The sequence below is a fragment of the Ruegeria sp. L11 genome (genome assembly GCF_056531755.1).
In genome coordinates this window covers 173,826-194,795 of sequence record NZ_JBQFMI010000003.1, presented here as the reverse complement: position 1 = coordinate 194,795, position 20,970 = coordinate 173,826, and the positions used below count along the sequence as shown (strand labels likewise).

At 56.1% G+C, this 20,970-nt stretch carries 24 protein-coding genes; 13 read left to right on the top strand and 11 right to left on the bottom strand.

Translation table 11 applies throughout. From position 1 onward, the window contains the following. Positions 1 to 93: 93 nt before the first annotated feature. Complete coding sequence (locus tag ACR0CE_RS09165) at positions 94 to 1,194, top strand: alpha/beta hydrolase (RefSeq protein WP_480482558.1); 1,101 nt, start codon at positions 94 to 96, stop codon at positions 1,192 to 1,194. Further along, positions 1,191 to 2,411 (top strand): MFS transporter, encoded by a 1,221-nt coding sequence (locus ACR0CE_RS09160; protein WP_480832042.1) that lies wholly within the window; start codon positions 1,191 to 1,193, stop codon positions 2,409 to 2,411. The genes ACR0CE_RS09165 and ACR0CE_RS09160 overlap by 4 nt, the downstream gene beginning before the upstream one ends. Here the strand turns inward: ACR0CE_RS09160 and ACR0CE_RS09155 are convergent. From ACR0CE_RS09155 to ACR0CE_RS09145, 3 genes are read right to left on the bottom strand one after another with little or no spacing between them, the layout of a single operon-like run. Then, positions 2,408 to 2,995 carry a Smr/MutS family protein gene (locus tag ACR0CE_RS09155; protein WP_480538398.1) on the bottom strand — a complete coding sequence of 196 codons (588 nt, stop codon included), beginning with the start codon at positions 2,993 to 2,995 and terminating at the stop codon, positions 2,408 to 2,410. The genes ACR0CE_RS09160 and ACR0CE_RS09155 overlap by 4 nt on opposite strands. Then, positions 2,995 to 4,035, bottom strand: coding sequence for a murein transglycosylase A (gene mltA / locus ACR0CE_RS09150; protein ID WP_480832040.1), 1,041 nt, complete (start codon positions 4,033 to 4,035; stop codon positions 2,995 to 2,997). Before mltA ends, ACR0CE_RS09155 begins: the two co-directional genes overlap by 1 nt. Further along, complete coding sequence (locus ACR0CE_RS09145; protein ID WP_209506870.1) at positions 4,032 to 4,694, bottom strand: Tim44/TimA family putative adaptor protein; 663 nt, start codon at positions 4,692 to 4,694, stop codon at positions 4,032 to 4,034. Before ACR0CE_RS09145 ends, mltA begins: the two co-directional genes overlap by 4 nt. A 108-nt stretch (positions 4,695 to 4,802) precedes the next feature. Here ACR0CE_RS09145 and ACR0CE_RS09140 point away from each other — a divergent pair, with 108 nt between their 5' ends. Both ACR0CE_RS09140 and secB read left to right on the top strand, forming a co-directional pair. Further along, the gene (locus ACR0CE_RS09140; protein ID WP_480832038.1) at positions 4,803 to 5,303 is read left to right on the top strand and encodes an FxsA family protein; all 501 of its coding nucleotides are present in this window, start codon (positions 4,803 to 4,805) and stop codon (positions 5,301 to 5,303) included. A gap of 54 nt (positions 5,304 to 5,357) precedes the next feature. Then, positions 5,358 to 5,858 carry a protein-export chaperone SecB gene (gene secB, locus ACR0CE_RS09135; RefSeq protein ID WP_480832036.1) on the top strand — a complete coding sequence of 167 codons (501 nt, stop codon included), beginning with the start codon at positions 5,358 to 5,360 and terminating at the stop codon, positions 5,856 to 5,858. Positions 5,859 to 5,882: 24 nt separating this feature from the next. Here the strand turns inward: secB and dnaQ are convergent, their stop codons facing one another. The 4 genes from dnaQ to ACR0CE_RS09115 are packed head-to-tail and all read right to left on the bottom strand — an operon-like array spanning position 5,883 to position 8,617. Further along, positions 5,883 to 6,605, bottom strand: a complete 723-nt coding sequence (dnaQ, locus tag ACR0CE_RS09130; RefSeq protein ID WP_267364721.1) for a DNA polymerase III subunit epsilon — start codon at positions 6,603 to 6,605, stop codon at positions 5,883 to 5,885. Beyond that, positions 6,598 to 7,191: a dephospho-CoA kinase gene (gene coaE / locus ACR0CE_RS09125; protein WP_480832035.1), complete on the bottom strand. Its 594-nt coding sequence runs from the start codon at positions 7,189 to 7,191 to the stop codon at positions 6,598 to 6,600. The genes dnaQ and coaE overlap by 8 nt, the downstream gene beginning before the upstream one ends. Continuing rightward, on the bottom strand, positions 7,188 to 8,021 hold the full coding sequence (locus tag ACR0CE_RS09120; protein WP_209506875.1) for a shikimate dehydrogenase: 834 nt from the start codon (positions 8,019 to 8,021) through the stop codon (positions 7,188 to 7,190). The genes coaE and ACR0CE_RS09120 overlap by 4 nt, the downstream gene beginning before the upstream one ends. After that, the gene (locus tag ACR0CE_RS09115) at positions 8,018 to 8,617 is read right to left on the bottom strand and encodes a Maf family protein (RefSeq protein WP_480832032.1); all 600 of its coding nucleotides are present in this window, start codon (positions 8,615 to 8,617) and stop codon (positions 8,018 to 8,020) included. Before ACR0CE_RS09115 ends, ACR0CE_RS09120 begins: the two co-directional genes overlap by 4 nt. Before the next feature lie 404 nt (positions 8,618 to 9,021). Between ACR0CE_RS09115 and ACR0CE_RS09110 the strand changes: the two genes are divergently transcribed. From ACR0CE_RS09110 to ACR0CE_RS09080, 7 genes are all read left to right on the top strand, one after another. Next, a complete protein-coding gene (locus ACR0CE_RS09110; RefSeq protein ID WP_480486911.1) occupies positions 9,022 to 9,471 on the top strand; it encodes a CopD family protein in 450 nt (149 codons plus the stop codon). A 122-nt stretch (positions 9,472 to 9,593) separates the two neighbouring features. Next, a complete protein-coding gene (gene rho / locus ACR0CE_RS09105; RefSeq protein WP_267364726.1) occupies positions 9,594 to 10,865 on the top strand; it encodes a transcription termination factor Rho in 1,272 nt (423 codons plus the stop codon). A gap of 31 nt (positions 10,866 to 10,896) precedes the next feature. After that, complete coding sequence (gene mnmE, locus ACR0CE_RS09100; RefSeq protein ID WP_480832030.1) at positions 10,897 to 12,183, top strand: tRNA uridine-5-carboxymethylaminomethyl(34) synthesis GTPase MnmE; 1,287 nt, start codon at positions 10,897 to 10,899, stop codon at positions 12,181 to 12,183. A gap of 12 nt (positions 12,184 to 12,195) precedes the next feature. After that, complete coding sequence (gene mnmG / locus ACR0CE_RS09095) at positions 12,196 to 14,064, top strand: tRNA uridine-5-carboxymethylaminomethyl(34) synthesis enzyme MnmG (RefSeq protein ID WP_480832029.1); 1,869 nt, start codon at positions 12,196 to 12,198, stop codon at positions 14,062 to 14,064. Continuing rightward, on the top strand, positions 14,061 to 14,681 hold the full coding sequence (gene rsmG, locus ACR0CE_RS09090; RefSeq protein ID WP_480832027.1) for a 16S rRNA (guanine(527)-N(7))-methyltransferase RsmG: 621 nt from the start codon (positions 14,061 to 14,063) through the stop codon (positions 14,679 to 14,681). Before mnmG ends, rsmG begins: the two co-directional genes overlap by 4 nt. After that, on the top strand, positions 14,674 to 15,477 hold the full coding sequence (locus ACR0CE_RS09085; RefSeq protein WP_209506882.1) for a ParA family protein: 804 nt from the start codon (positions 14,674 to 14,676) through the stop codon (positions 15,475 to 15,477). The genes rsmG and ACR0CE_RS09085 overlap by 8 nt, the downstream gene beginning before the upstream one ends. 20 nt (positions 15,478 to 15,497) lie before the next feature. Further along, positions 15,498 to 16,394, top strand: a complete 897-nt coding sequence (locus ACR0CE_RS09080) for a ParB/RepB/Spo0J family partition protein (RefSeq protein ID WP_480832026.1) — start codon at positions 15,498 to 15,500, stop codon at positions 16,392 to 16,394. Here ACR0CE_RS09080 and ACR0CE_RS09075 read toward each other — a convergent pair. The 4 genes from ACR0CE_RS09075 to rph are packed head-to-tail and all read right to left on the bottom strand — an operon-like array spanning position 16,384 to position 19,208. Then, positions 16,384 to 16,737, bottom strand: coding sequence for a YbaN family protein (locus tag ACR0CE_RS09075; protein ID WP_480482526.1), 354 nt, complete (start codon positions 16,735 to 16,737; stop codon positions 16,384 to 16,386). The two genes, ACR0CE_RS09080 and ACR0CE_RS09075, sit on opposite strands and share 11 nt — an antisense overlap. A 2-nt stretch (positions 16,738 to 16,739) precedes the next feature. Further along, the gene (hemW, locus tag ACR0CE_RS09070) at positions 16,740 to 17,894 is read right to left on the bottom strand and encodes a radical SAM family heme chaperone HemW (RefSeq protein ID WP_480832024.1); all 1,155 of its coding nucleotides are present in this window, start codon (positions 17,892 to 17,894) and stop codon (positions 16,740 to 16,742) included. Next, entirely contained in the window at positions 17,884 to 18,498 is a 615-nt protein-coding gene (gene rdgB / locus ACR0CE_RS09065) for an RdgB/HAM1 family non-canonical purine NTP pyrophosphatase (protein ID WP_480832022.1), read from the bottom strand. Before rdgB ends, hemW begins: the two co-directional genes overlap by 11 nt. Beyond that, complete coding sequence (gene rph / locus ACR0CE_RS09060) at positions 18,495 to 19,208, bottom strand: ribonuclease PH (RefSeq protein ID WP_267363729.1); 714 nt, start codon at positions 19,206 to 19,208, stop codon at positions 18,495 to 18,497. Before rph ends, rdgB begins: the two co-directional genes overlap by 4 nt. Positions 19,209 to 19,320: 112 nt before the next feature. Here rph and hrcA point away from each other — a divergent pair, with 112 nt between their 5' ends. Then, positions 19,321 to 20,385: a heat-inducible transcriptional repressor HrcA gene (gene hrcA / locus ACR0CE_RS09055; RefSeq protein ID WP_209506888.1), complete on the top strand. Its 1,065-nt coding sequence runs from the start codon at positions 19,321 to 19,323 to the stop codon at positions 20,383 to 20,385. A 10-nt stretch (positions 20,386 to 20,395) separates the two neighbouring features. After that, positions 20,396 to 20,959, top strand: coding sequence for a nucleotide exchange factor GrpE (locus tag ACR0CE_RS09050; RefSeq protein ID WP_480482518.1), 564 nt, complete (start codon positions 20,396 to 20,398; stop codon positions 20,957 to 20,959). The last annotated feature ends 11 nt before the right edge of the window (positions 20,960 to 20,970 follow it).

Here is a 20,970-nt window from a genome sequence, read left to right as displayed (position 1 = left end):
CTCGGGCCAGTTTCTGCCGCTTTTTCGCGTCGCCGTGCTGGACGCGGGATTAGAATAAGATAGCGTGTCGGCAATTGGTTCCGGGGGCTGTCCGTGCTGCGTTTTTTAATCTTCATTCTGTGTCCGGTCGTGCTGGCGGCATGTGTTGACCGGACTGTATCCGAAACGCTTCCATCAGCATTGGAAATCGGAACTCCCGAAACGGTTTTTGCGGCCACGACGCGTGCGCGCGAGCCCGATGGCACGTATGGATTCCGCCGCGCAGAACGCCTGCAATTTCTGGAAACCACCGTGTCGATACCACCGGGGCGTTCACCGGGAAGCCTTAAATTCTCCTATGCAAACCCTGACCCTAGAAAACAGTTCGTGCTGGCAGAGGTAGATCAGCTAAGCGGGCCGCAACAGCTGAAAGACAGGCTGAGTGGGGCCGAGGAAGTTACTATTTTTGTGCACGGCTATAACTCCACTCAGACAGAGACATTGTTCCGGGCCGCTCAGCTGTCGCATGATATCGGCATTCCCGGTCAAATCCTTGTCTATTCATGGCCCAGCCGCGCGACAGGCTATGGTTATGCCTATGATCTGGACAGTATGTTGTTTGCCCGTGATGGGCTGGAAGAAACCATTCGTCTACTCAAGTCCATGGGGGTCAAGCGAGTAGCCCTTGTGGCGCATTCAATGGGCGGCGCGCTGGCAATGGAGATGATACGGCAAACCGAACTGAAACAGCCGGGCTGGGCAAAGCGAAATCTGGAAGGCCTTATTCTGATATCGCCCGATCTGGATGTGGATGTTTTTCGGTCGCAGATGAACAGTATCAAAAATCCTCCTGATCCTTTTGTCCTGATGGTGTCCAAGAAAGACAAGGTCCTGAACGTCTCCGGCCGGTTGAGGGGAACCGCCGATGGTGAAAGGCTTGGCAATATCGGATCGGCCGAGAAGCTGTCCGATTATCCGATTGAAATCCTGGATACGACTGCCTTCAACAGCGATGCGGAATCCTCCCACTTTGTGGCTGCTACTTCTCCGGCCTTATTGACTATCCTCCGCTCTGTGCGCCGGGTCAGCGAAACATTTGGGCGCGATGACCGGCGCGGGATCGACATTCTCGTGCCGCCAAGCCAGCGCAATCCTGCTGGCGCCACAGAAATCGTGCTGACTGAAACCGGCCAGGCCCAGGTAAGTAATCCGTGACGCGGGTTTCCCTGCACCGGTTTCTTGCGGACAACGCGACCTGGCTTGGGGCCGGCGTTCTGCTGACATTTCTGTCCAGTTTCGGGCAGACCTTTTTCATCTCGGTCTTTGCTGGTGAAATTCGCTCGGAATTTGGCCTCAGCCACGGCGCATGGGGTGGGCTGTACACGTTAGGCACGACCCTGTCCGCCGTCGTGATGATCTGGGCCGGAGGGTTGACGGATATCTTCCGCGTACGGGTTTTGGGCCCGGTTGTGCTGGCGGGACTGGCGTTGGCCGCGATTGCAATGGCGCTGAACACCTGGCTACTGCTGTTGCCGTTGGTGATCTTTTTGTTGCGGTTATTTGGGCAGGGGATGAGCACGCATCTTGCCGTGGTCGCAATGGCGCGCTGGTTCACGGTTACGCGGGGCAAAGCGCTTTCCATAGCGTCCACCGGCTATGCGCTTGGTGAGGCGTTGCTGCCGCTGATCTTTGTTGGCGCCATGGTTTATCTGGATTGGCGTTGGCTGTGGGTTGCCGCGGCGGGCATCACGGCGCTGGGTATTCCGGTTCTGATGCGGCTGCTACGAGAAGAGAGAACTCCACAAAGCCTCGCCAACGCGTTTTCAGCATCGGGAATGCAGGGAAAACACTGGACCCGCCGGGACGCTCTGTTCCATCCCCTGTTCTGGTTCATGGTGCCATCAGTGCTTGGGCCATCCGCATTTATCACCGCGTTTTTCTTTCATCAGGTTTATCTGGCTGATGTGAAGGGGTGGCAGCATATCCAGCTGGTGGCGCTATTTCCGATCTTTACCGGAATATCCCTGCTGTCCATGTTTGCATCTGGCTGGGCGCTGGATAAATGGGGAACCGCCCGGATCATGCCCTACTATCAGCTTCCGATCGCACTTGGGTTCGTCATTCTGGGCACAACCAATTCAATCGGCGGCGCAACCCTTGGGCTGGTTTTCCTGGCTTTGACCGTTGGGGCAAACAGCACGTTGCCCAGCGCATTCTGGGCCGAATTCTACGGAACCCGACATATCGGTGCGATCAAGGCGATGGCCGCGGCTGTCATGGTTCTAGGATCGGCCATCGGCCCCGGCCTGACCGGCGTTCTAATTGACCTTGGTATTTCGCTGAACACTCAGTTCATCTGGGTTGGGGTGTTTTTCGTGCTGGTTTGCGTTCTGGTCCGAACCGGAATTTCCCGCGCCCGTCGGGACTTTTAGCGCATTCGCCTGAGATAGACGTAATAAGCACCGTCGCCGCCATGGCTGATATGCGCTGGCGTGATCTGCATCACCGCCTGCGCCAACGGCGGTATGGACAGCCAATGTGGCACCTGATTGCGCAGAACGCCGCGCGGGGTGGGGATCGGGCCGGGTTCGTCGCGGTCCTTGCCTTTGCCGGTTACCACCAGAACCAGTCGCTTACCTTGTGCCTGTGCGCTCAGGATAAAGCGGATCAACGCAGGATGGGCCGTATCAACCCGCATACCGTGAAGATCCAGCTTGCCTTCGGGCTTTAGCTTACCGCGTTTCATCCGGCCAAAAGCTTTGATATCCATCTGAACAGGCGCGGCACGCAGCGCATCCGTCACCGATGGCTTCAGATCGTTTGGATTAGGTTTCGGCTGAAGGTTCTGACCAAGCTCAAACACCTCAAACCGGGGTTTTGGTGTTTTTCTGGGTCTGGGCTTCGGCAGGGTGGTCGGATGGACACTCTGCGGACTGTCCGGATGCAGTCGCTCGGCCTGTTTGGTGACCTTGCGCCATAGCTCGATCTCGTCGGTTGTCAGTTTGCGCCGTGTCATCAGAATTCATCCGGCAACAGGGCATAGGCGCGCTGAATAGGCAGCAACAGAACCATCCGACCCGGATCTTTCAGCCTGCCCGCAGCCTGCCCGGCCTCTTCACCGGTTCCGAAAAAGATGTCGGCGCGCTGCGCGCCTTTGATGGCCGCGCCCGTGTCCTGCGCGATCATAAGCCGTCGCAACGGGTTTTCACCGTCCTTTTCCACCCAAACAGGTGCGCCCAACGGCGTATAGGCGGGGTCTGCCGCAATCGAGCGCATTGTCGTGATCGACCGGTTCATCGCCCCCAAAGGTCCAAATTCGGGGGCAACGCGTGAGACTTCGCGAAAGAAAACGTATGACGGGTTGTGAAGCAGCAACTCGGCACCGGCCTCGGGGTTTTTGCGCACCCAGGCACGGATCATCTGGGCGCTGACCTCATGCGCACCCAGAACCCCGCGTCGCACCAGCTCAACACCAATCGACCGATAGGGGTGACCATTCGCACCACCAAATCCAACCCGCAGCGCACCACCATCCGACAATCGAATGCGCCCCGAGCCCTGAATTTGCAGAAAGAACAGCTCGACAGGGTCGTCAACCCAGGCGATCTCTAGCCCGCGGCCCTGCATCACATCACCGGTCAGGATGTCACGACGGCTCAGCCATGGTCCTTCGGCACGGGCTTCGGGCGGCATCTTGTAGATCGGGTATTTGAAACGGTCTGTCCGGGTGCGCGCGCCGTCAAGCTCGGGTTCAAAATAGCCGGTAAACAGGCCCTCTTTGTCATCCTCGACCAGAACAGGGCGGAAGAATAACTCGAAAAAGGCGCGGGCGGCATCCGGTTCATATGTTCTGGCCACACCACACAAGGCGCGCCAATCCGGGTCATCCAGATCACCGCACGTGTTCAGAAATACGGAAAGGGCCGCGCCGTGGTCGTCCTCGGCCCAGCCCTGCAGATCGTCAAACGACAGTATGGATCGCGTTGCCTCGGCTTCGGCAGCGCTGGCGATGGTCATTGCACCCACCAGAAAAAGCGACCGAAGCGTTGCAATCATGCGTCCGTGGCGACAAGCAGCCAGTTCGGATCGTCCTTGCCCATGACGCGAGCAAAGGTCCAGCTGTCTTTCTGGCGCTTCACGGAATTCGGGTTGCCTTCCACGATATCGCCTCCGCGATCCCGAACGACCGAGGTCAGCTCCCCCACGAACTTCATTGTGATTTCGGCCTGGTTCGTATCCTTGTCGAATTTCACATCCGTCAGGGTGGTTTCCCGTACGCCAATGAATTCAGCCTCGATGGTCAGGCCCTGATCTTCACGCGCTGCCACGACCGAAACGAAAGTCTCGAACACTTCTTCCGACAGGAAAGGCTGGATTTCATCCAGATTACCCCTTTCAAACCCCATCACAATCATCTCATACGCACCGCGCGCACCCTGAACGAACTCACTGACCGAAAAACCGGGCTCGACCCGTTTCATCGCAGCCAGTGTTTGCGCCTGTTCGCTGTCTTCGGCGACATGGTCGGTAATGTCATGATCCGGGCCGCCATCGATCACCTCGAAACCGCGGCGCGATTTATGGGCTTCAGGCTGTTGCTGCACAGGCGGTTTTTCAAATCCTTCACGCGTGCCCAATACGCTTTTGAGGCGTAGGATCAGGAAGATGGCAATTCCGGCCAGGACCAGGAGCTGGATCATAGGGTTGTCGCTCATTTCATTCTCTTTTCAACGCCGCGACTTTGTATACACGGCCTCATGCCACTATGTAGGTGACAGTGAGTGGCAAGTCCACAGCCCGGCCTAAGGGAAAGGATAACGCAAATGTATCTGTTCTTGGCATTTTTGTTGGTGCCCATAATCGAAATCGCGCTGTTTATTCAGGTTGGTGGTTTGATTGGGTTGTGGCCGACACTTGCCATCGTAGTGCTGACCGCGGTTCTGGGCACGGTTTTGGTGCGGACACAAGGTCGCATGGCGCTTGGACAGCTGCAACGGTCCTTTGCCGAATTGGACGATCCGACCGAACCGCTGGCCCACGGGGCAATGATCCTGTTGTCGGGCGCTTTGTTGCTGACACCGGGCTTTTTCACTGATGCCGTTGGTTTTGCGTTGTTAGTTCCCGGTGTCCGCATCGCCGTGTTCCGGTATCTGAAATCCAAGGTTACCGTGACCCAGTTCCAGATGGGGCCGGGCCCCGGACATCAAACCCGGGGGAACCCGTTCGATCAGGGCGATATCATCGATGGGGAATTCACCGAAGTTCGGCCAAAAAAAGACCCCTCGAAGCCTTCGAAATGGGTGGAAGGCCCCCACCAGCATTGAGGTGCCGCGCCCAACTTGCTAAGCAGTGGCGAATTTCATTTTTGGAGTAGATCCATGGCCGAAGAAAACGCTGCAGAAAACACTGCGGCCCAAGCCGCCCCGGAGGTTCAGATGCGTGTTCTGGGGCAGTTCATCCGCGATATGTCCTTTGAAAACGTGATGGCGCAAAAGGGCGTTTCCGGAGACGTACAACCCGAAATCGCCGTTCAGGTGAATCTGGACGCCAAAAAACGCGCGGCGGACCATCAGTTCGAAGTTTCGATCAAGCTGAACCTGACATCCAAAGCCAAAGGCATGGATGACATTCTGTTCCTGTGCGAACTGGACTATTGCGGTATGTTCCACGTGGAAGGTGTGCCGGAAGATCAGCTGCACCCATTCCTGATGATCGAATGCCCGCGCATGTTGTTCCCGTTCCTGCGCCGCATCGTCAGCGACATAACTCGCGATGGCGGCTTCCCGCCGGTCAACCTGGACAATATCGATTTCGTCGCGCTCTATCGCAACGAGTTGATGCGCCGTCAGGCCGAACAAGCCCAAAAAGCCGACGCGTAAGGTTTTGACCCGTGCCTGACCGGATCAGGCGCGGGTCCACAAGGCATTCTCGCCCAGTTTTTCAACGAAAGCTTCATGTGCTGCGCGTTCATCCTCGGTGATCCGGGATGGTAATGGCCTGCTGCGCGGTGTGGCTCGCCAATCATCGCTGCCTCCGTCCGCAGAAGATGTGGATGTCGACAGACCAAAATCAGGCTGCCGTCCACCGATCAATTCCAGATAAACCTCGGCCAGAATTTCCGAGTCGAGCAACGCGCCGTGCAGCACACGGTTCGAGTTGTCGATATTGAAGCGACGGCACAGCGCATCCAGTGACGCCGGAGAGCCGGGGAACCGTTTACGGGCAATTGCCAGTGTATCCAACGCCTGCTCCATCGGGATAAGCGGGGCACCCATCCATTTCAGCTCGGCATTCAGGAACTTCATGTCGAATGAGGCGTTGTGGATCACTAACCGCGCATCGCCAACAAATTCGCGAAACCCATGGCCAACCTTTGCAAAGACCGGCTTGTCTTTCAGCGTCACTTCGCCCTTTTCCGGCGGGCGCGGGGTGTCCAGCAGATCGGGACCAATACCATGCACGCCAAACGCTTCTTCCGGCATCGAGCGTTCGGGGTTGATATAGACGTGATAGGTTTCACCGGTGGCAACGTGGTTCCACAGCTCAACGGCGCCGATTTCCACGATCCGATCCCCGCTTTCGGGGTCAAACCCGGTGGTTTCGGTATCCAGTACAATCTCACGCATGTGCCATCCCCGCCCGTATCTGCCTGACCACATCCTGCACCTGCGCGCGGGCGTGGTCCAGAGTATCGGTCACGATCACAAAATCCGACCGTGCGCATTTTTCATCGTTCGGCATCTGTTTGGCGCGGATTTGCTCGAACTGCGCCTCGGTCATCGTGCCCCGTTCCATAACGCGCCGCTTTTGGTCTTCGGCCGGGACCGAAACGCAGGCCACGGCATCCATTGCTGCATCCCCGCCCGTTTCAAACAAAAGTGGAATATCGAACACCAAAATGTCGCTTGTTGCGCTTTCGCGAAATTCTGCGCGGTCAGCAGCGACAAGTGGATGCACAATCGCCTCAATCGTTTTCAACGTGGCCGGGTCATCCGCGATGATCCGTTTCAACGCGTTTCGGCTAACCACCCCATCACGTATCGCATCGGGAAAGGCTGCCCGCATTGGTTCAACCGCTGCTCCACCAATGGCATACAGCCGATGCACCGCCGCATCCGCATCCCACAATGCGCACCCTTCTTCAACGAACATCTGCGCTGTGGTGCTTTTCCCCATACCGATTGAGCCTGTCAGGCCAAGCGCAAAACTCATGCCAAAGCCGCCGCGCGCGTATCTGCGTCTACCTCAGGGCGGACACCAAACCAGCGTTCAAATCCGGGAACGGCCTGATGCAGCAACATCCCAAGACCATCGACTGTGGTGCATCCGGCCTCCTCGGCAGTTTGCAGCAGGCGGGTTTTCAACGGGGCATAGACCAGGTCCGTTACCACGGCACCGGGCTGCAACCCGTCCAACGGCACGCGCAGCTCTGGCTGGCCCTGCATCCCCAATGAAGTTGTGTTGACCACAAGTTCAGCATTTTCAATGACATTCCCCGCCTGAACCCAATCGATAACTCGAATGCGTTGGCCGAATTCTTCCTTCAGATGATCCGCGCGGGCGCGTGTCCGGTTGGTCAACAGGATTTCCGGCACCCCGGCATCAGACAAAGCCTGCAATACGGCACGGGCAGCGCCCCCGGCACCAAACACAACCGCCGGGCCATCTTTCGCATTCCAGTCAGGCGCGCCGCTGCGCAGGTTTTCCATAAACCCGTACCCGTCGGTGTTATCTGCGTGGATCGAACCATCAGTTCGGAACACCAGCGTATTTGCAGCACCGATCACGGTTGCACGGTCAGAAACGTGATCTGCGATCTTCAACGCCGCTTCTTTGTGCGGAACGGTCACGTTGGCCCCGACAAAGCCCGCTTTGGGCAGGGTTCGCAGCACAGTCTCCAGATCAGCAGAGGCGACGTCCATCGGGATATAATGCCCGGCAAGCCCATAGGTCTTTAACCAATGCCCGTGCAGCTTGGGTGAGCGCGAATGCCCGATGGGATGCCCAATCACTCCGGCCAAAGGAACCCGATTGTCCGTCATTGCTCGATCATCCCTTTGACAGCCAGAAAATTGAGAAGCTCTAACAGGGGCATACCCAAAACGTTAAAATAGTCGCCGTCAATGGTGGCGAACAGGCGAACGCCTTCTTCTTCCAGCTTGTAGGCTCCGACGGCATGGCGAATGCTGTCCCAGTTCCGCGCAACATAGTCTTTCAGATAGGCATCGGAACTGGCCCGCATCCGCAAACGCACCTGCCCCACATGCCGCCAGATCGGTTCACCATCCTGATAGATCACAGCTGCGGACAAAAGCATGTGCCGCTTGCCGCGCATGGCTTTCAGTTGGGCCAGCGCCTGTTCCGGGGTTTCGGGCTTTGACAGCAGCAGCCCTTCGAAATCCAGCACCTGATCACACCCGATCACCATGGCGCCGGGGTTCTTGTCGCTGACCTTACGCGCTTTGATCTCAGCCAGCGTATCAGCAATATCGCGTGGTGAGGCATCCTCTGCCAGCAACGCCCTTTTGACCGCCTCTTCATCCACGCGCGCCGTTTGAACTGCAAACGGCACACCTGCGTTCCTTAGCAATTGCGCGCGAATAACAGATCCCGAGGCCAATAGAATGGGGACAGACATGTGGAAAACCCCGTGTGCAAATTGATGAGAGTTCTGGAGTGTTTTGTATGGTTTTCCGGTTGACACGCAACCCCGGGAATTTTGTGGCAAAGATCCCCGAGTCGCTCAAATCTCATCCTGTCGGGACAAGGATAACTCCAACTCTTGGGATAACAGATCTATCCAGCGATACCCATCGGGTTATCCACAGATCAGATACGATGATTCAATATTAACTTATTGATTTAGATAACAATTTATTTATATCAACAGAATCACTGGCGATCTCAGATATTCTGTCCCCTTGGGGAAAACGCTAGGGTAAGAAAGTAATCCACGGATTTTTGGTACCCTACAAAACCATCATCCTTTTTCTTTTCTTTTTTTTTTATTAGGGAGAGTTCCGAACAACGTTCGGAGCCGGCATGACAGACCTTCTTTTCACGATTTACCCGTGGGTGAAGTCATTACATATCATGGCCGTGATCTCATGGATGGCCGGCTTGTTCTACTTACCCAGACTGTTTGTTTATCACGTCGAAAAAGCGCAGACCGTAGAGGGCGCGCAAGACATCTTCTTTGAAATGGAAGACAAGCTGCTGCGGGTGATCATGCGCCCCGCGATGGTTGTAACCTGGGTATGCGGGCTGATCATGGTGTTCACACCGGGGATCGTCGGATGGGATTTTGCATGGCCCTGGGTCAAAGGTGCGGGCGTGATCGCGATGACCTGGTTCCACCATTGGCTTATGGCCCGAAGGAAGGATTTCCTGGCAGGCCAGAATAAGCTCACTGGGCGGCAGTATCGCATGATGAACGAGGTTCCTACCATTCTGATGGTTGCCATCGTTCTGGCGGTCATTCTGAAGTTCTGAACGCCTGTTTGACTCCGAACGGCGCTGCGCTTATGTAGATCACAACACGCCCGTCCGGGCGGCGTATTTTCCGTACTGAAATTCCACTTCAAGCCGCGTTCTTAGCGGTGAAGGTATGTATCATGTCCAATGAATCCCTGAATCTGGCCGACCTGAAAGCCAAAAGCCCCAAAGACCTTCTGGCCATGGCCGAAGAGCTGGAGATCGAAAACGCCTCGACTATGCGTAAGGGCGAAATGATGTTCCAGATTCTGCGCGAACGTGCCGATGATGGCTGGACCGTCGGCGGTGATGGCGTACTGGAAGTGCTACAGGACGGGTTCGGCTTTCTGCGCTCGCCCGAGGCGAACTATCTGCCGGGCCCTGATGATATCTATGTCTCGCCCGATATGATCCGTCTGCACTCATTGCGGACCGGGGACACGGTCGAAGGCGAGATCAAGGCGCCGGATGAGAATGAGCGTTATTTCGCGCTAACCAAAGTCACCATGATCAACTTTGAAGATCCCGAAAAGGCCAAGCACAAGATCCTGTTCGACAACCTGACGCCTCTGTACCCGGATGAGCGTCTGAAGATGGAAATCGAAGACCCCACCATCAAGGATAAGTCAGCGCGCGTGATCGATCTGGTTGCGCCGATCGGTAAAGGTCAGCGTTCATTGATCGTGGCACCGCCGCGGACCGGTAAAACCGTGATCCTGCAGAACATCGCGCATTCGATCGAACAGAACCACCCGGAGTGTTATCTGATCGTCCTGCTGATCGACGAACGCCCGGAAGAAGTGACCGACATGCAGCGCTCGGTTAAGGGTGAGGTTGTGTCGTCAACCTTCGATGAGCCCGCAACGCGTCACGTGGCCGTGTCGGAGATGGTCATTGAAAAGGCCAAGCGTTTGGTCGAACATAAACGAGATGTTGTTATTCTTCTCGACTCGATCACAAGACTTGGTAGGGCGTTTAACACCGTTGTTCCGTCCTCGGGTAAAGTTCTGACCGGTGGTGTGGATGCGAATGCGTTGCAGCGGCCCAAGCGTTTCTTCGGTGCGGCCCGGAATATTGAAGAGGGCGGATCGCTGACCATTATCGCCACCGCGCTGATCGATACCGGCAGCCGGATGGACGAGGTGATCTTTGAAGAATTCAAAGGTACTGGTAACTCGGAAATCGTTCTGGACCGCAAGATTGCAGACAAACGCGTGTTCCCGGCGATCGACATCCTTAAATCCGGTACTCGGAAAGAGGACCTGCTGGTCGACAAGGGCGATCTGGCCAAGACCTTCGTTCTGCGCCGTATCCTCAATCCGATGGGCACCACCGACGCAATCGAGTTCTTGTTGTCGAAGTTGAAACAGACGAAGACAAACGGCGAGTTCTTCGATTCGATGAACACCTGACACAGGTCTTAGACCCCAGCGAGGCCTTCGAATGGATACGATATTCGCCTTGGCCAGCGCGCAAGGCAAAGCAGGGGTGGCGGTCATTCGCCTCTCTGGCCCCGAAGCGCATTCCGCAGCCGCATATCTGTGCGGCGCGGAACTGCCCAAGCGGGGAATGGTCTTGCGCACCCTGCGGGATCAGGATGGATCACATCTAGATGATGGTCTGGTTCTGACATTTCAGGCACCGGCAAGTTTCACCGGTGAAGACGTGGCAGAACTTCAGATCCACGGCAGCACGGCCTCGGTCAATGCGGTTCTGCGTTGTTTGTCGAACACCGATGGGCTGCGACTGGCGGACCCGGGTGAGTTTACACGCCGGGCCCTTGAAAATGGCAAGATGGATCTGACACAGGTCGAAGGCCTGGCAGATCTGATTGACGCGGAAACCGAGGCACAGCGTAAGCAGGCCCAAACCATTCTGGCCGGTGAGCTTGGCACGCTGGCCGAGCGCTGGCGGCGCGATTTGATCCGCGCGGCATCGTTGCTGGAAGCGGTCATAGATTTCGCTGATGAAGACGTCCCCACTGACGTCACGCCGGAAGTCCGTAGTTTGACAAGCGGAGTTCTGGCAGATCTTCGTCGAGAAGCTGATGGGGTAAAGATCGCCGAGCGTATTCGTACCGGATTTGAAGTGGCTATTGTCGGTCTTCCCAATGCAGGAAAATCAACCCTGCTGAACGCGCTTGCGGGGCGCGAGGCTGCGATTACTTCGGAATACGCAGGCACGACCCGGGACGTGATCGAGGTTCGAATGGATCTGGCTGGTTTGCCGGTGACATTGCTGGATACGGCCGGGTTGCGGGATACCGAAGATCATGTCGAAAATCTTGGGATCGAGCTGGCTCGAAAACGGGCAGATGCGGCGGACCTGCGCGTTTTCCTGGCTGAAGCACCGGAAGATCTGAGTGTGGCCATGCAGGATGGCGATATCCACGTTCTACCCAAAGCGGACTTGCGAGAGGGCGCTGCTGAAGGTGTTTCAGGAAAGACAGGACAGGGGATTGACGCGCTTGTAGACCAGATTTCGTGGGTCTTGAGTGATAGAACCACAACACATGGTATTGCCACGCGTGAGCGCCACCGCGCTGCGATGAATAAGGCATCGGATTCACTTGCTGCTGCGATCACGGTTCTGGAATCAGGCCCGGACCTGTATGATATCGCTGCGGAGGAGTTAAGAACCGCCATACGGGGACTTGAATCTCTGGTTGGCAGAATAGATGTCGAAACACTGTTGGATGAAATCTTCTCCAGCTTTTGTTTGGGAAAATAAGGATTGTTTCACGTGAAACATTCAAACATTGATGTCATCGTGGTTGGGGCTGGTCATGCCGGTACGGAGGCTGCGCACGCCGCTGCCAGGATGGGTGCGAAAACCGCTTTGGTGACATTATCCGCGACCGATATCGGGGTCATGTCCTGCAACCCGGCCATCGGCGGGTTGGGGAAGGGACATCTGGTACGAGAGATTGACGCGCTAGATGGTGTAATGGGCCGTGTCGCTGACCAGGCTGGTATTCAGTTTCGACTGTTAAACCGGCGAAAAGGTCCGGCTGTTCAGGGTCCCAGAACGCAGGCTGATCGCGCCTTGTACCGGGCGGCGATGCAAAACGAAATCAGCAATCAGGAAAACCTGTCCGTTATCGTTGGGGAGGTTGTAGATTTTCTGATGGATGGACACCGTGTCGCCGGTGTCGTGCTCGGAGATGGGTCGGAAATTTACGCCAAAGCCGTTGTTCTGACCTCCGGAACCTTCCTGCGCGGCGTCATCCATATCGGCGACGTGTCACGGGCTGGTGGGCGAATGGGAGATCGCCCGTCAATAAAACTGGCCGAGAGGTTGGATAGCTATAACCTTCCGCTGGGGCGCTTGAAAACCGGCACACCGCCGCGTCTGGATGGGCGTACGATCAACTGGTCGGGTTTGGAAAAACAAGACGGGGATGAGGACCCGACCTTGTTTTCTTTCCTGTCAACATCGGTTGTCGCGCCTCAGATTTCCTGCGGTATTACACACACCAATGCAAAGACGCATGAGATCATCGAAGCAAACCTCTCAAAATCGGCGATGTATGGTGGCCATATCGACGGCATAGGTCCAAGATATTGCCCTTCGATCGAAGACAAGATTGTGCGCTTTGCAGATAAGGATTCGCATCAGGTTTTTCTTGAACCCGAAGGCGTTAATGACCACACGATTTATCCCAACGGTATTTCAACGTCACTGCCTCAGGACGTGCAGTTGGAATATGTTCGGTCGATCAAAGGGCTTGAAAAGGCAAATATTCTGCAACCGGGCTATGCGATTGAATATGATTATGTGGACCCTCGTATCTTAACCGCGTCCTTGTCGCTACCCGACGTTCCGGGACTATATCTGGCAGGGCAGATCAACGGAACCACAGGATATGAGGAAGCCGCAGCACAAGGGATGGTCGCCGGCCTCAATGCGGCGCTGGATGTACTGGGCCGCGAACCGGTCATTTTCACTAGATCAGACAGCTATATCGGCGTGATGATAGACGACCTGACGACCCGTGGTGTGGCAGAGCCCTATCGAATGTTTACCTCCAGAGCTGAATTCCGTCTGTCTTTGCGCGCAGACAATGCCGATCAACGGTTGACACCGATTGGGTTGGAACTTGGTTGTGTCGGAGAGAAGCGACAGGCACATTTTGAAAAGAAAATGAGCCAGCTTGATGCGGCGAAATCCAAGTTGACGGCACGCACATACACACCCAAGGAAGTTCTTTCGGCAGGGATCAACGTCAACCAGGATGGAAACCGCCGAGATGGAATGGCGATTCTGGCATTTCCGGATACATCCTTCGAGGACTTGTTCCCTCTGATACCTGATCTACAAGATGTAGACGTGGCGATCCGGCTTCAAATCGAACGCGACGCGCTTTACGCAAACTATATCGATCGGCAAAAGCGCGATGTTGAGGCCATGAAGCGGGATGAATCCTATGTTATCCCACGTGAGTTTGACTATTTTGGCTTGGACGGGCTGTCTTCTGAGATGAAGCAAAAACTGTCGCAGGTCAAGCCGTCGAACATAGCGCAAGCAAGCCGTGTCGAGGGGGTTACTCCGGCTGCCCTGACCCTTGTTCTGGCGAAATTGCGCCGGGATCAACGAGCACGCCAGGCATGACGGTCGATTATTCCAAGTTTGATGGCTTGAATGTTTCACGTGAAACATTTGAGCGTCTGAAAATCTATGTTGATCTGGTGAACCGCTGGAACCCCAGGATAAATCTTGTTTCGCGCAATAGTCTGGAATTCATCTGGGACCGACATATTCTGGATTCTGTCCAGGTTTTTCGATGCGCTGAATCGTTTGAAACCTGGGTGGACCTTGGCAGTGGCGGCGGGTTCCCCGGAATGGTGTGCGCCATTATTGCGGCCGAGGAAGTTCCGGCTGCCAGTTTCTCTCTTGTGGAAAGCGACCAGCGAAAATCGGCATTTCTGCGCAACGTTGCCCGTGAATGTGGCGTGTCGTGTAAAGTGATTTCCAAGCGGATTGAGGTGGTTGAACCCCTCGGCGCAAACATCGTTTCGGCGCGCGCGCTGGCGGATTTGCGTATATTGTTATCGTTTTGTGACAGGCATTTAGGTGAAAACGGGACCGCGCTGTTGCCCAAAGGTGCAAACTGGAAAAAAGAGCTGGAAGAAGCGCGTGAGGAATGGAAATTCGATGCTGAGGCCATTACAAGTTTAACTGAACCTCAGGCCGTTATCCTTAAGATCAAAGGAGTATCACGTGGTTGATCTGTCTCGACCGTCCGGACCCCGGATAATTGCGGTTGCCAATCAGAAGGGCGGAGTAGGGAAAACAACCACAGCGATCAACCTGGCGGCAGGACTGGCCGAAGCTGGTTGCAGGGTATTGGTGGTTGACCTCGATCCACAAGGGAACGCATCCACCGGATTAGGGGTCGAAGATCGGGATTGGACCACTTATGACCTCATTCTGGACGACGCGCCTTTGGAGGCAGTGGTTCAAGAGACGGAGATCGAGAACCTTTTGGTTGTCCCTGCAACGGTTGACCTGAGCTCGGCGGATATCGAGCTGATTTCCAACGAAAAACGCAGCTATCTTTTGCATGATGCGCTGCGTCAGACGGCGGTGGACGCGTTTGAGCTGGATTTCATCCTGATTGATTGCCCGCCGTCACTGAACCTCTTGACGGTAAACGCGATGGTTGCCGCCCATTCTGTCCTAGTGCCGCTGCAAAGTGAGTTCTTTGCGCTGGAGGGTCTTTCGCAATTGATGCTGACAATTCGGGAGGTTCGGCAAACCGCGAATCCAGACCTGAGAATCGAAGGTGTTGTGTTGACCATGTATGACAACCGCAACAACTTGTCCCGCCAGGTCGAAAAGGATGCGCGTGACAATTTGGGCGAGATGGTTTTTAAAACAAAGATACCCAGGAATGTGCGGGTCAGCGAGGCACCATCCTATGCGCTGCCGGTATTGCAGTATGACTCGGGATCACTTGGTGCGATGGCGTATCGGCATCTGGCCCGTGAGATCATGCATAAGAACAACAAGACCGCAGCATGAGCGGTGGAGAGGAGGCCGACATGAGCACCAGGAAAGCGAAATCCAGAGGGTTGGGCCGCGGATTATCCGCACTCATGGCGGACGTTAATCCAGAGGCGGGCAACCGAGTACCATCTGACGTGCGCAGACCTGATCTGAAGGTTCCGATTGAAAAGCTGAAGGCAAACCCAAATCAGCCGCGACGCACATTTCAGCCCGAACAATTGGATGAGCTTGCCGCGTCGGTTCGGGAAAAAGGTATCATCCAACCCTTGATCGTACGTCCAACAGGGGTCGGAGAATACGAAATCGTCGCTGGTGAACGCCGGTGGCGGGCTGCTCAGATGGCGCAGCTGCACGAGATCCCTGTGATTGTGCGCGAATTCGATGATACCGAGGTACTGGAAGTTGCGATCATCGAAAACATCCAGCGCGCTGATCTGAACGCGGTGGAAGAGGCCGCCGGATACAGGCAGTTGATGGATCGCTTTGGCCACACGCAGGAAAAGCTTGCTGAGGCTTTGGGGAAAAGCCGCAGCCATATTGCGAACCTGTTGCGGCTTTTGTCTCTGCCAATTGACGTGCAAACTCTTGTAATTGAAGGGAAATTATCGGCTGGTCATGCGCGGGCGCTGATTACGGCGGAAAATCCCTCGGAAATGGCAAAACTGATCGTCAAGGATGGTTTGTCTGTGCGCGCGACCGAAGCGCTGGTCAAGAAACAGCAGCAGGGCGACACTGCACGACCTGCTCCCAGATCCAGAAATCTGGATGCCGGAAAAGATGCTGATACGCGCGCGCTGGAAAAAGACCTGTCCGCTATTTTGGCCATGAAAGTCTCGATCAACCACAAGGCGGGAACGGAATCCGGTCAGGTTGTTCTGACGTATGAAAACCTGGATCAGCTTGACGATCTTTGTGCAAAGCTCAGCCGTTAGGGCGCGTCCAGATAAATATCAGGACGCCGCCCAGAACAATGACCTGAAGGATCAGCACGAAGGGCGGAACGGATAAGAGCAAAGACACTCCTAAAACGGCGGCGACCGACAGGGTTGCTGCCTTCTTTGCGGCCGGGCGTATTGCGCCCGAACTCTGCCAATCCAGTATCATTGGCCCGAAAATCCGGTGCGACAGAAGCCAGTTGTGCAACCGTGAAGAGGATCGCGCAAAGAAAAACGCTGCCAGCAACAAAAACGGAACCGTTGGAAGAAGAGGCAGAACAACCCCAATCGCGGCCATCGCAACGCAAAGCAATCCCAGCCCCGCCCAAAGATACTGCATATCTAGCCCATCAATTCCCGGATTACAGCATTCAGCACGGCGCGCCCCGCTGGTGTTGCTCTGAGTCTGTTGTTATCACGTTCAATCATATTAATGCCGACCAGATGGTCCACGGTTTCGTCTGGAAGTGGACGGCCTGACAGAGCCTCCCACCTATCTATATCTAGTCCTTCTGAAATCCTCATACCCATCATAAGGTATTCGTTCGCCTGATCTTCAGGCGAAAGGACATAGCGCTTCTTTTCTCCGTCACCCTTCGCGGCGGCGTCAACCCAACGCTGCGGGTTCAGATGGGTCTCGGTCGCGTGTTTTTGACCACCCACAGTAATTCGCCCATGGGCACCGGGACCAATGCCGACATAATCTCCGTAACGCCAATAGACCAGATTGTGCTGCGACTCTGCACCGGGGCGGGCGTGATTGGACACCTCATAGGCGGGCAGGCCGTGTTTCTCGCAAATCTCTTGTGTTGCAAGGTACATGTCGGCCGCACTGTCATCTTCAGGCAAGCCGCGCAGCTTTCCGACAGCATAACGATCGCCAAAAGCCGTGCCTTCTTCGATTGTCAGCTGATACAGGGACAGGTGATCTACGGCCATGGACAGCGCTTCGTTCAACTCGGCCCACCAAGCGTCCAACGTTTGGTGTTGCCTGGCATAGATCAGGTCAAAGCTCACCCGTTCAAAACAATCACGGGCGATGTCAAAGGCGGCGCGTGCCTCGGCCACAGTGTGAATTCGCCCCAATCGGCGCAGGTCTTCGTCGTTGAGCGCCTGCACGCCCATCGAGATCCGGTTGACGCCTGCGTCACGATAGGCCGCGAACCGTCCGGCCTCGACCGAACCGGGATTGGCCTCGAGAGTGATTTCCATGTCATTGGCGGGCCGCCACAGGGCGCGGGCGGTGTCAATCACGGCAGCAACGGTTTCCGGGTCCATCAGCGACGGGGTTCCACCACCGAAAAAGATCGTGTTCAGCACCCGATCCGGGGTTTCGACGGCCGAGCGCCGCAATTCGCTCAGATAGGCGGTAAGCCATTGTTTTTGATCGATATACTTGGAAACATGGCTGTTGAAGTCGCAATAGGGGCATTTGGCCTCACAAAAGGGCCAATGCACGTACAGGCCAAAGCCCCCGTTGCGCCAATCATCCGCCAAAGCAGCCTTTCACGAACTTCTCAACCGCGCGACCGCGATGGCTGATCTTGTTCTTTTCCCAGCGATCCATCTCGGCAAAGGTAATGTCGTATCCTTCGGGAACAAACATCGGGTCATAGCCGAATCCACCTTCGCCGCGGATGGGCCAGACCAGATGACCGGGGGCAATGCCTTCAAACACTTCATCATGCCCATCAGGCCAGGCCAGCACCAGTGTGCTTCGGAATTGCGCTGTGCGGGGATGGGGGGCGTTCTTTGCCTCAAGCTCAGAATGGGCGCGGGTCATCGCCATCAGGAAGTCGCGACCGTTGGCGGTTTCGGCCCAATCGGCGGTATAAACACCCGGCGCGCCGTCCAGCGCGTCGATGGTGATTCCAGAATCGTCTGACAGGGCAGGCAGCCCGGTGGCCTTTGCGGCGGCGTGGGCCTTGATCCGGGCGTTGCCGACAAAGGTGTCCTCGGTCTCTTCCGGTTCGGGCAGGTCCATGTCCGCCGCACCCACAACCGTCACGCTGAAAGGTTCGAGGAGATGCGCCATCTCCTCAAGCTTGCCTTTGTTGTGGGTCGCGACCAGAAGCCTGTCGCTGTCAAACTTACGGGTCATGCGGTGGCGGCTTTCTGGGCTGCGGCCAGCTCGGCAACGCCTTTTTCCGCCAAATCCACCAGCTGATCCATCTGGGCGCGGCTGAAAACAGAACCTTCGGCGCTCATCTGGACCTCGATCAGTTTGCCTGATCCGGTCATGATAAAGTTGCCGTCGACACCGGCCTCGCTGTCTTCCGGATAGTCAAGGTCCAGCACAGGCTGGCCCGCATAGATCCCGCAGGACACGGCGGCGACCGGATCAACCAGCGGATCTGAAATCACGTCACCTGCTTTCATCAGTTTGTTGACGGCCAGTCGCAGCGCAACCCAGCCGCCGGTGATCGAGGCACAGCGGGTGCCGCCATCGGCCTGGATCACATCGCAATCAACGGTGATCTGACGTTCGCCCAGTGCAACCCGGTCGACGCCGGCGCGCAGGGCGCGACCAATCAGGCGCTGGATTTCCACCGTACGCCCGCCTTGCTTGCCCGAGGCCGCTTCACGCCGCATCCGAGTATTGGTGGCGCGGGGCAGCATACCGTATTCGGCGGTGACCCAGCCTAGCCCCGAACCCTTGATGAAAGGGGGTACGCGATCTTCGATCGTAGCGGTACACAGAACATGTGTATCGCCCATTTTGATCAGGCAGGAACCTTCGGCATGTTTGGTGAACCCCGTTTCAATTGAAACGGCGCGCATTTCACTTAAGTCTCTTCCAGAGGGTCGCATGGGAAATCCTTTGTTTGCTGGGTTGGGGATACCGCCCCGCAGCGTTACGATGCAACCCCGATTGACCTTTCATTTGCCTGCTATTTAATGATGAACCAGCAGGGGAAAACGCATGAGTGAAGCGAGCAAAATTCTGGACGAGATGAACGACCGGTCGCGCGAGGTGTTCCGGTTGATCGTTGAAAGTTATCTGGAAAGCGGAGAGCCGGTTGGAAGCCGCACCCTGACGCGTACCCTGTCTGAAAAAGTCAGTGCCGCAACCGTGCGCAACGTGATGCAGGACCTTGAGTTTCTGGGTCTTCTGGACAGCCCGCATATCAGCGCGGGTCGGGTACCGACGCAGCAAGGACTGCGTATGTTCGTGGACGGTTTGCTTGAGGTTGGCGATCTGGGCGTCGACGACAAGCAAAAACTGGAAGAGACTTTAGGCTCTAACACGGGTGATGTTGGCGGAATGCTGGATCGGGTCGGGTCAGCTCTGTCACACGTAACACAAGGTGCGTCGCTGGTTCTGACGCCAAAGCATGAAGCCGAAATCAAACATATCGAGTTTGTCTCGTTAGGGCATGACAAGGCTTTGGTGGTGCTGGTCTTTTCTGACGGCCATGTTGAAAACCGCCTGTTCACACCGCCGCCCGGCCAGACGCCCAGTTCGATGCGCGAGGCTGCGAATTTTCTGAATGCGCTGATCGAGGGGCGCACGCTCAGTGAAGTGCGCCGTCAGATGCAGAAACAGATTCAGGCGCGCAAGCAGGAAATAGATGCGCTGGCGCGCGAGCTGGTGGAAAGTGGGCTGGCGGCCTGGGACGGAGACGGAGCCGACTCGGCCCGTTTGATCGTGCGGGGGCGGGCGAATCTGTTGAACGAACCCGGTCAGGCCGGAGAATTGGAGCGTATTCGCAGCCTGTTTGATGATTTGGAGCGCAAGCGCGACATCGCGGATTTCCTCGAATTGACGGAAGGCGGCGAGGGTGTGCGCATTTTTATTGGGTCTGAGAACAAACTTTTCTCACTTTCGGGTTCCTCTTTGGTGGTGTCTCCATATATGAACGCTGATCGAAAGATAATCGGTGCGGTCGGGGTCATCGGACCCACGCGTCTGAATTATGGACGGATCGTGCCGATCGTGGATTATACGGCGCAACTGGTCGGCAAGCTGATATCCGACCGGAGCTAGAGGGTAAGAGATGGCAGAGCCCAAGAACGAAGATTTTCTGGACGATATCATGGCGGCAGAAGCGGAAGAGCTGGCCGAGGAGTTTACTGAGATCAGTGACGAGGCGTTGGAGCTGGACGAGCTGCGCGCTGAGCGGGATGAGTATAAAGACAAATTCATGCGCGCGCTTGCCGACGCCGAGAACGCGCGCAAACGCGGTGACAAGGCGCGCCGCGATGCCGAGCAGTATGGCGGTTCCAAGCTGGCCCGCGATATGCTGCCTGTTTACGACAACATGAAGCGCGCGCTTGAGGCCGCGACCGACGAGCAGAAAGAGGTTGCCGCCGGACTGCTGGAAGGCGTCGAACTGACCATGCGTGCCCTGAAGGATGTGTTCCAGAAACACGGGATCGAAGTGATTACACCCCAGGTTGGTGACCGGTTTGATCCGAATGTGCACGAAGCAATGTTCGAGGCCCCGGTCCCGGGCACGCGGGCAGGGGACATCATCCAGGTGTCCGCCGAAGGTTTCATGCTGCACGACCGACTGTTGCGTCCGGCTCAGGTCGGGGTCTCTTCAACGCCAGCAAGCTGATTGGCTTTTCA

Bases quoted from the DNA above. Each gene is read 5' to 3' on its own strand.
- coaE (WP_480832035.1), bottom strand. From the start codon at position 7,191: ATGAGTTTTGCGCTTGGCCTGACAGGCTCAATCGGTATGGGGAAAAGC.
- ACR0CE_RS09080 (WP_480832026.1), top strand. From the start codon at position 15,498: ATGAGCACCAGGAAAGCGAAATCCAGAGGGTTGGGCCGCGGATTATCC.
- rph (WP_267363729.1), bottom strand. From the start codon at position 19,208: ATGCGACCCTCTGGAAGAGACTTAAGTGAAATGCGCGCCGTTTCAATT.
- ACR0CE_RS09145 (WP_209506870.1), bottom strand. From the start codon at position 4,694: ATGAGCGACAACCCTATGATCCAGCTCCTGGTCCTGGCCGGAATTGCC.
- hrcA (WP_209506888.1), top strand. From the start codon at position 19,321: ATGAGTGAAGCGAGCAAAATTCTGGACGAGATGAACGACCGGTCGCGC.
- ACR0CE_RS09050 (WP_480482518.1), top strand. From the start codon at position 20,396: ATGGCAGAGCCCAAGAACGAAGATTTTCTGGACGATATCATGGCGGCA.
- ACR0CE_RS09110 (WP_480486911.1), top strand. From the start codon at position 9,022: ATGACAGACCTTCTTTTCACGATTTACCCGTGGGTGAAGTCATTACAT.
- ACR0CE_RS09075 (WP_480482526.1), bottom strand. From the start codon at position 16,737: ATGCAGTATCTTTGGGCGGGGCTGGGATTGCTTTGCGTTGCGATGGCC.
- rho (WP_267364726.1), top strand. From the start codon at position 9,594: ATGTCCAATGAATCCCTGAATCTGGCCGACCTGAAAGCCAAAAGCCCC.
- secB (WP_480832036.1), top strand. From the start codon at position 5,358: ATGGCCGAAGAAAACGCTGCAGAAAACACTGCGGCCCAAGCCGCCCCG.
- ACR0CE_RS09120 (WP_209506875.1), bottom strand. From the start codon at position 8,021: ATGACGGACAATCGGGTTCCTTTGGCCGGAGTGATTGGGCATCCCATC.
- ACR0CE_RS09155 (WP_480538398.1), bottom strand. From the start codon at position 2,995: ATGACACGGCGCAAACTGACAACCGACGAGATCGAGCTATGGCGCAAG.
- mltA (WP_480832040.1), bottom strand. From the start codon at position 4,035: ATGATTGCAACGCTTCGGTCGCTTTTTCTGGTGGGTGCAATGACCATC.
- dnaQ (WP_267364721.1), bottom strand. From the start codon at position 6,605: ATGCGTGAGATTGTACTGGATACCGAAACCACCGGGTTTGACCCCGAA.
- ACR0CE_RS09140 (WP_480832038.1), top strand. From the start codon at position 4,803: ATGTATCTGTTCTTGGCATTTTTGTTGGTGCCCATAATCGAAATCGCG.
- rdgB (WP_480832022.1), bottom strand. From the start codon at position 18,498: ATGACCCGTAAGTTTGACAGCGACAGGCTTCTGGTCGCGACCCACAAC.
- ACR0CE_RS09115 (WP_480832032.1), bottom strand. From the start codon at position 8,617: ATGTCTGTCCCCATTCTATTGGCCTCGGGATCTGTTATTCGCGCGCAA.
- mnmE (WP_480832030.1), top strand. From the start codon at position 10,897: ATGGATACGATATTCGCCTTGGCCAGCGCGCAAGGCAAAGCAGGGGTG.
- rsmG (WP_480832027.1), top strand. From the start codon at position 14,061: ATGACGGTCGATTATTCCAAGTTTGATGGCTTGAATGTTTCACGTGAA.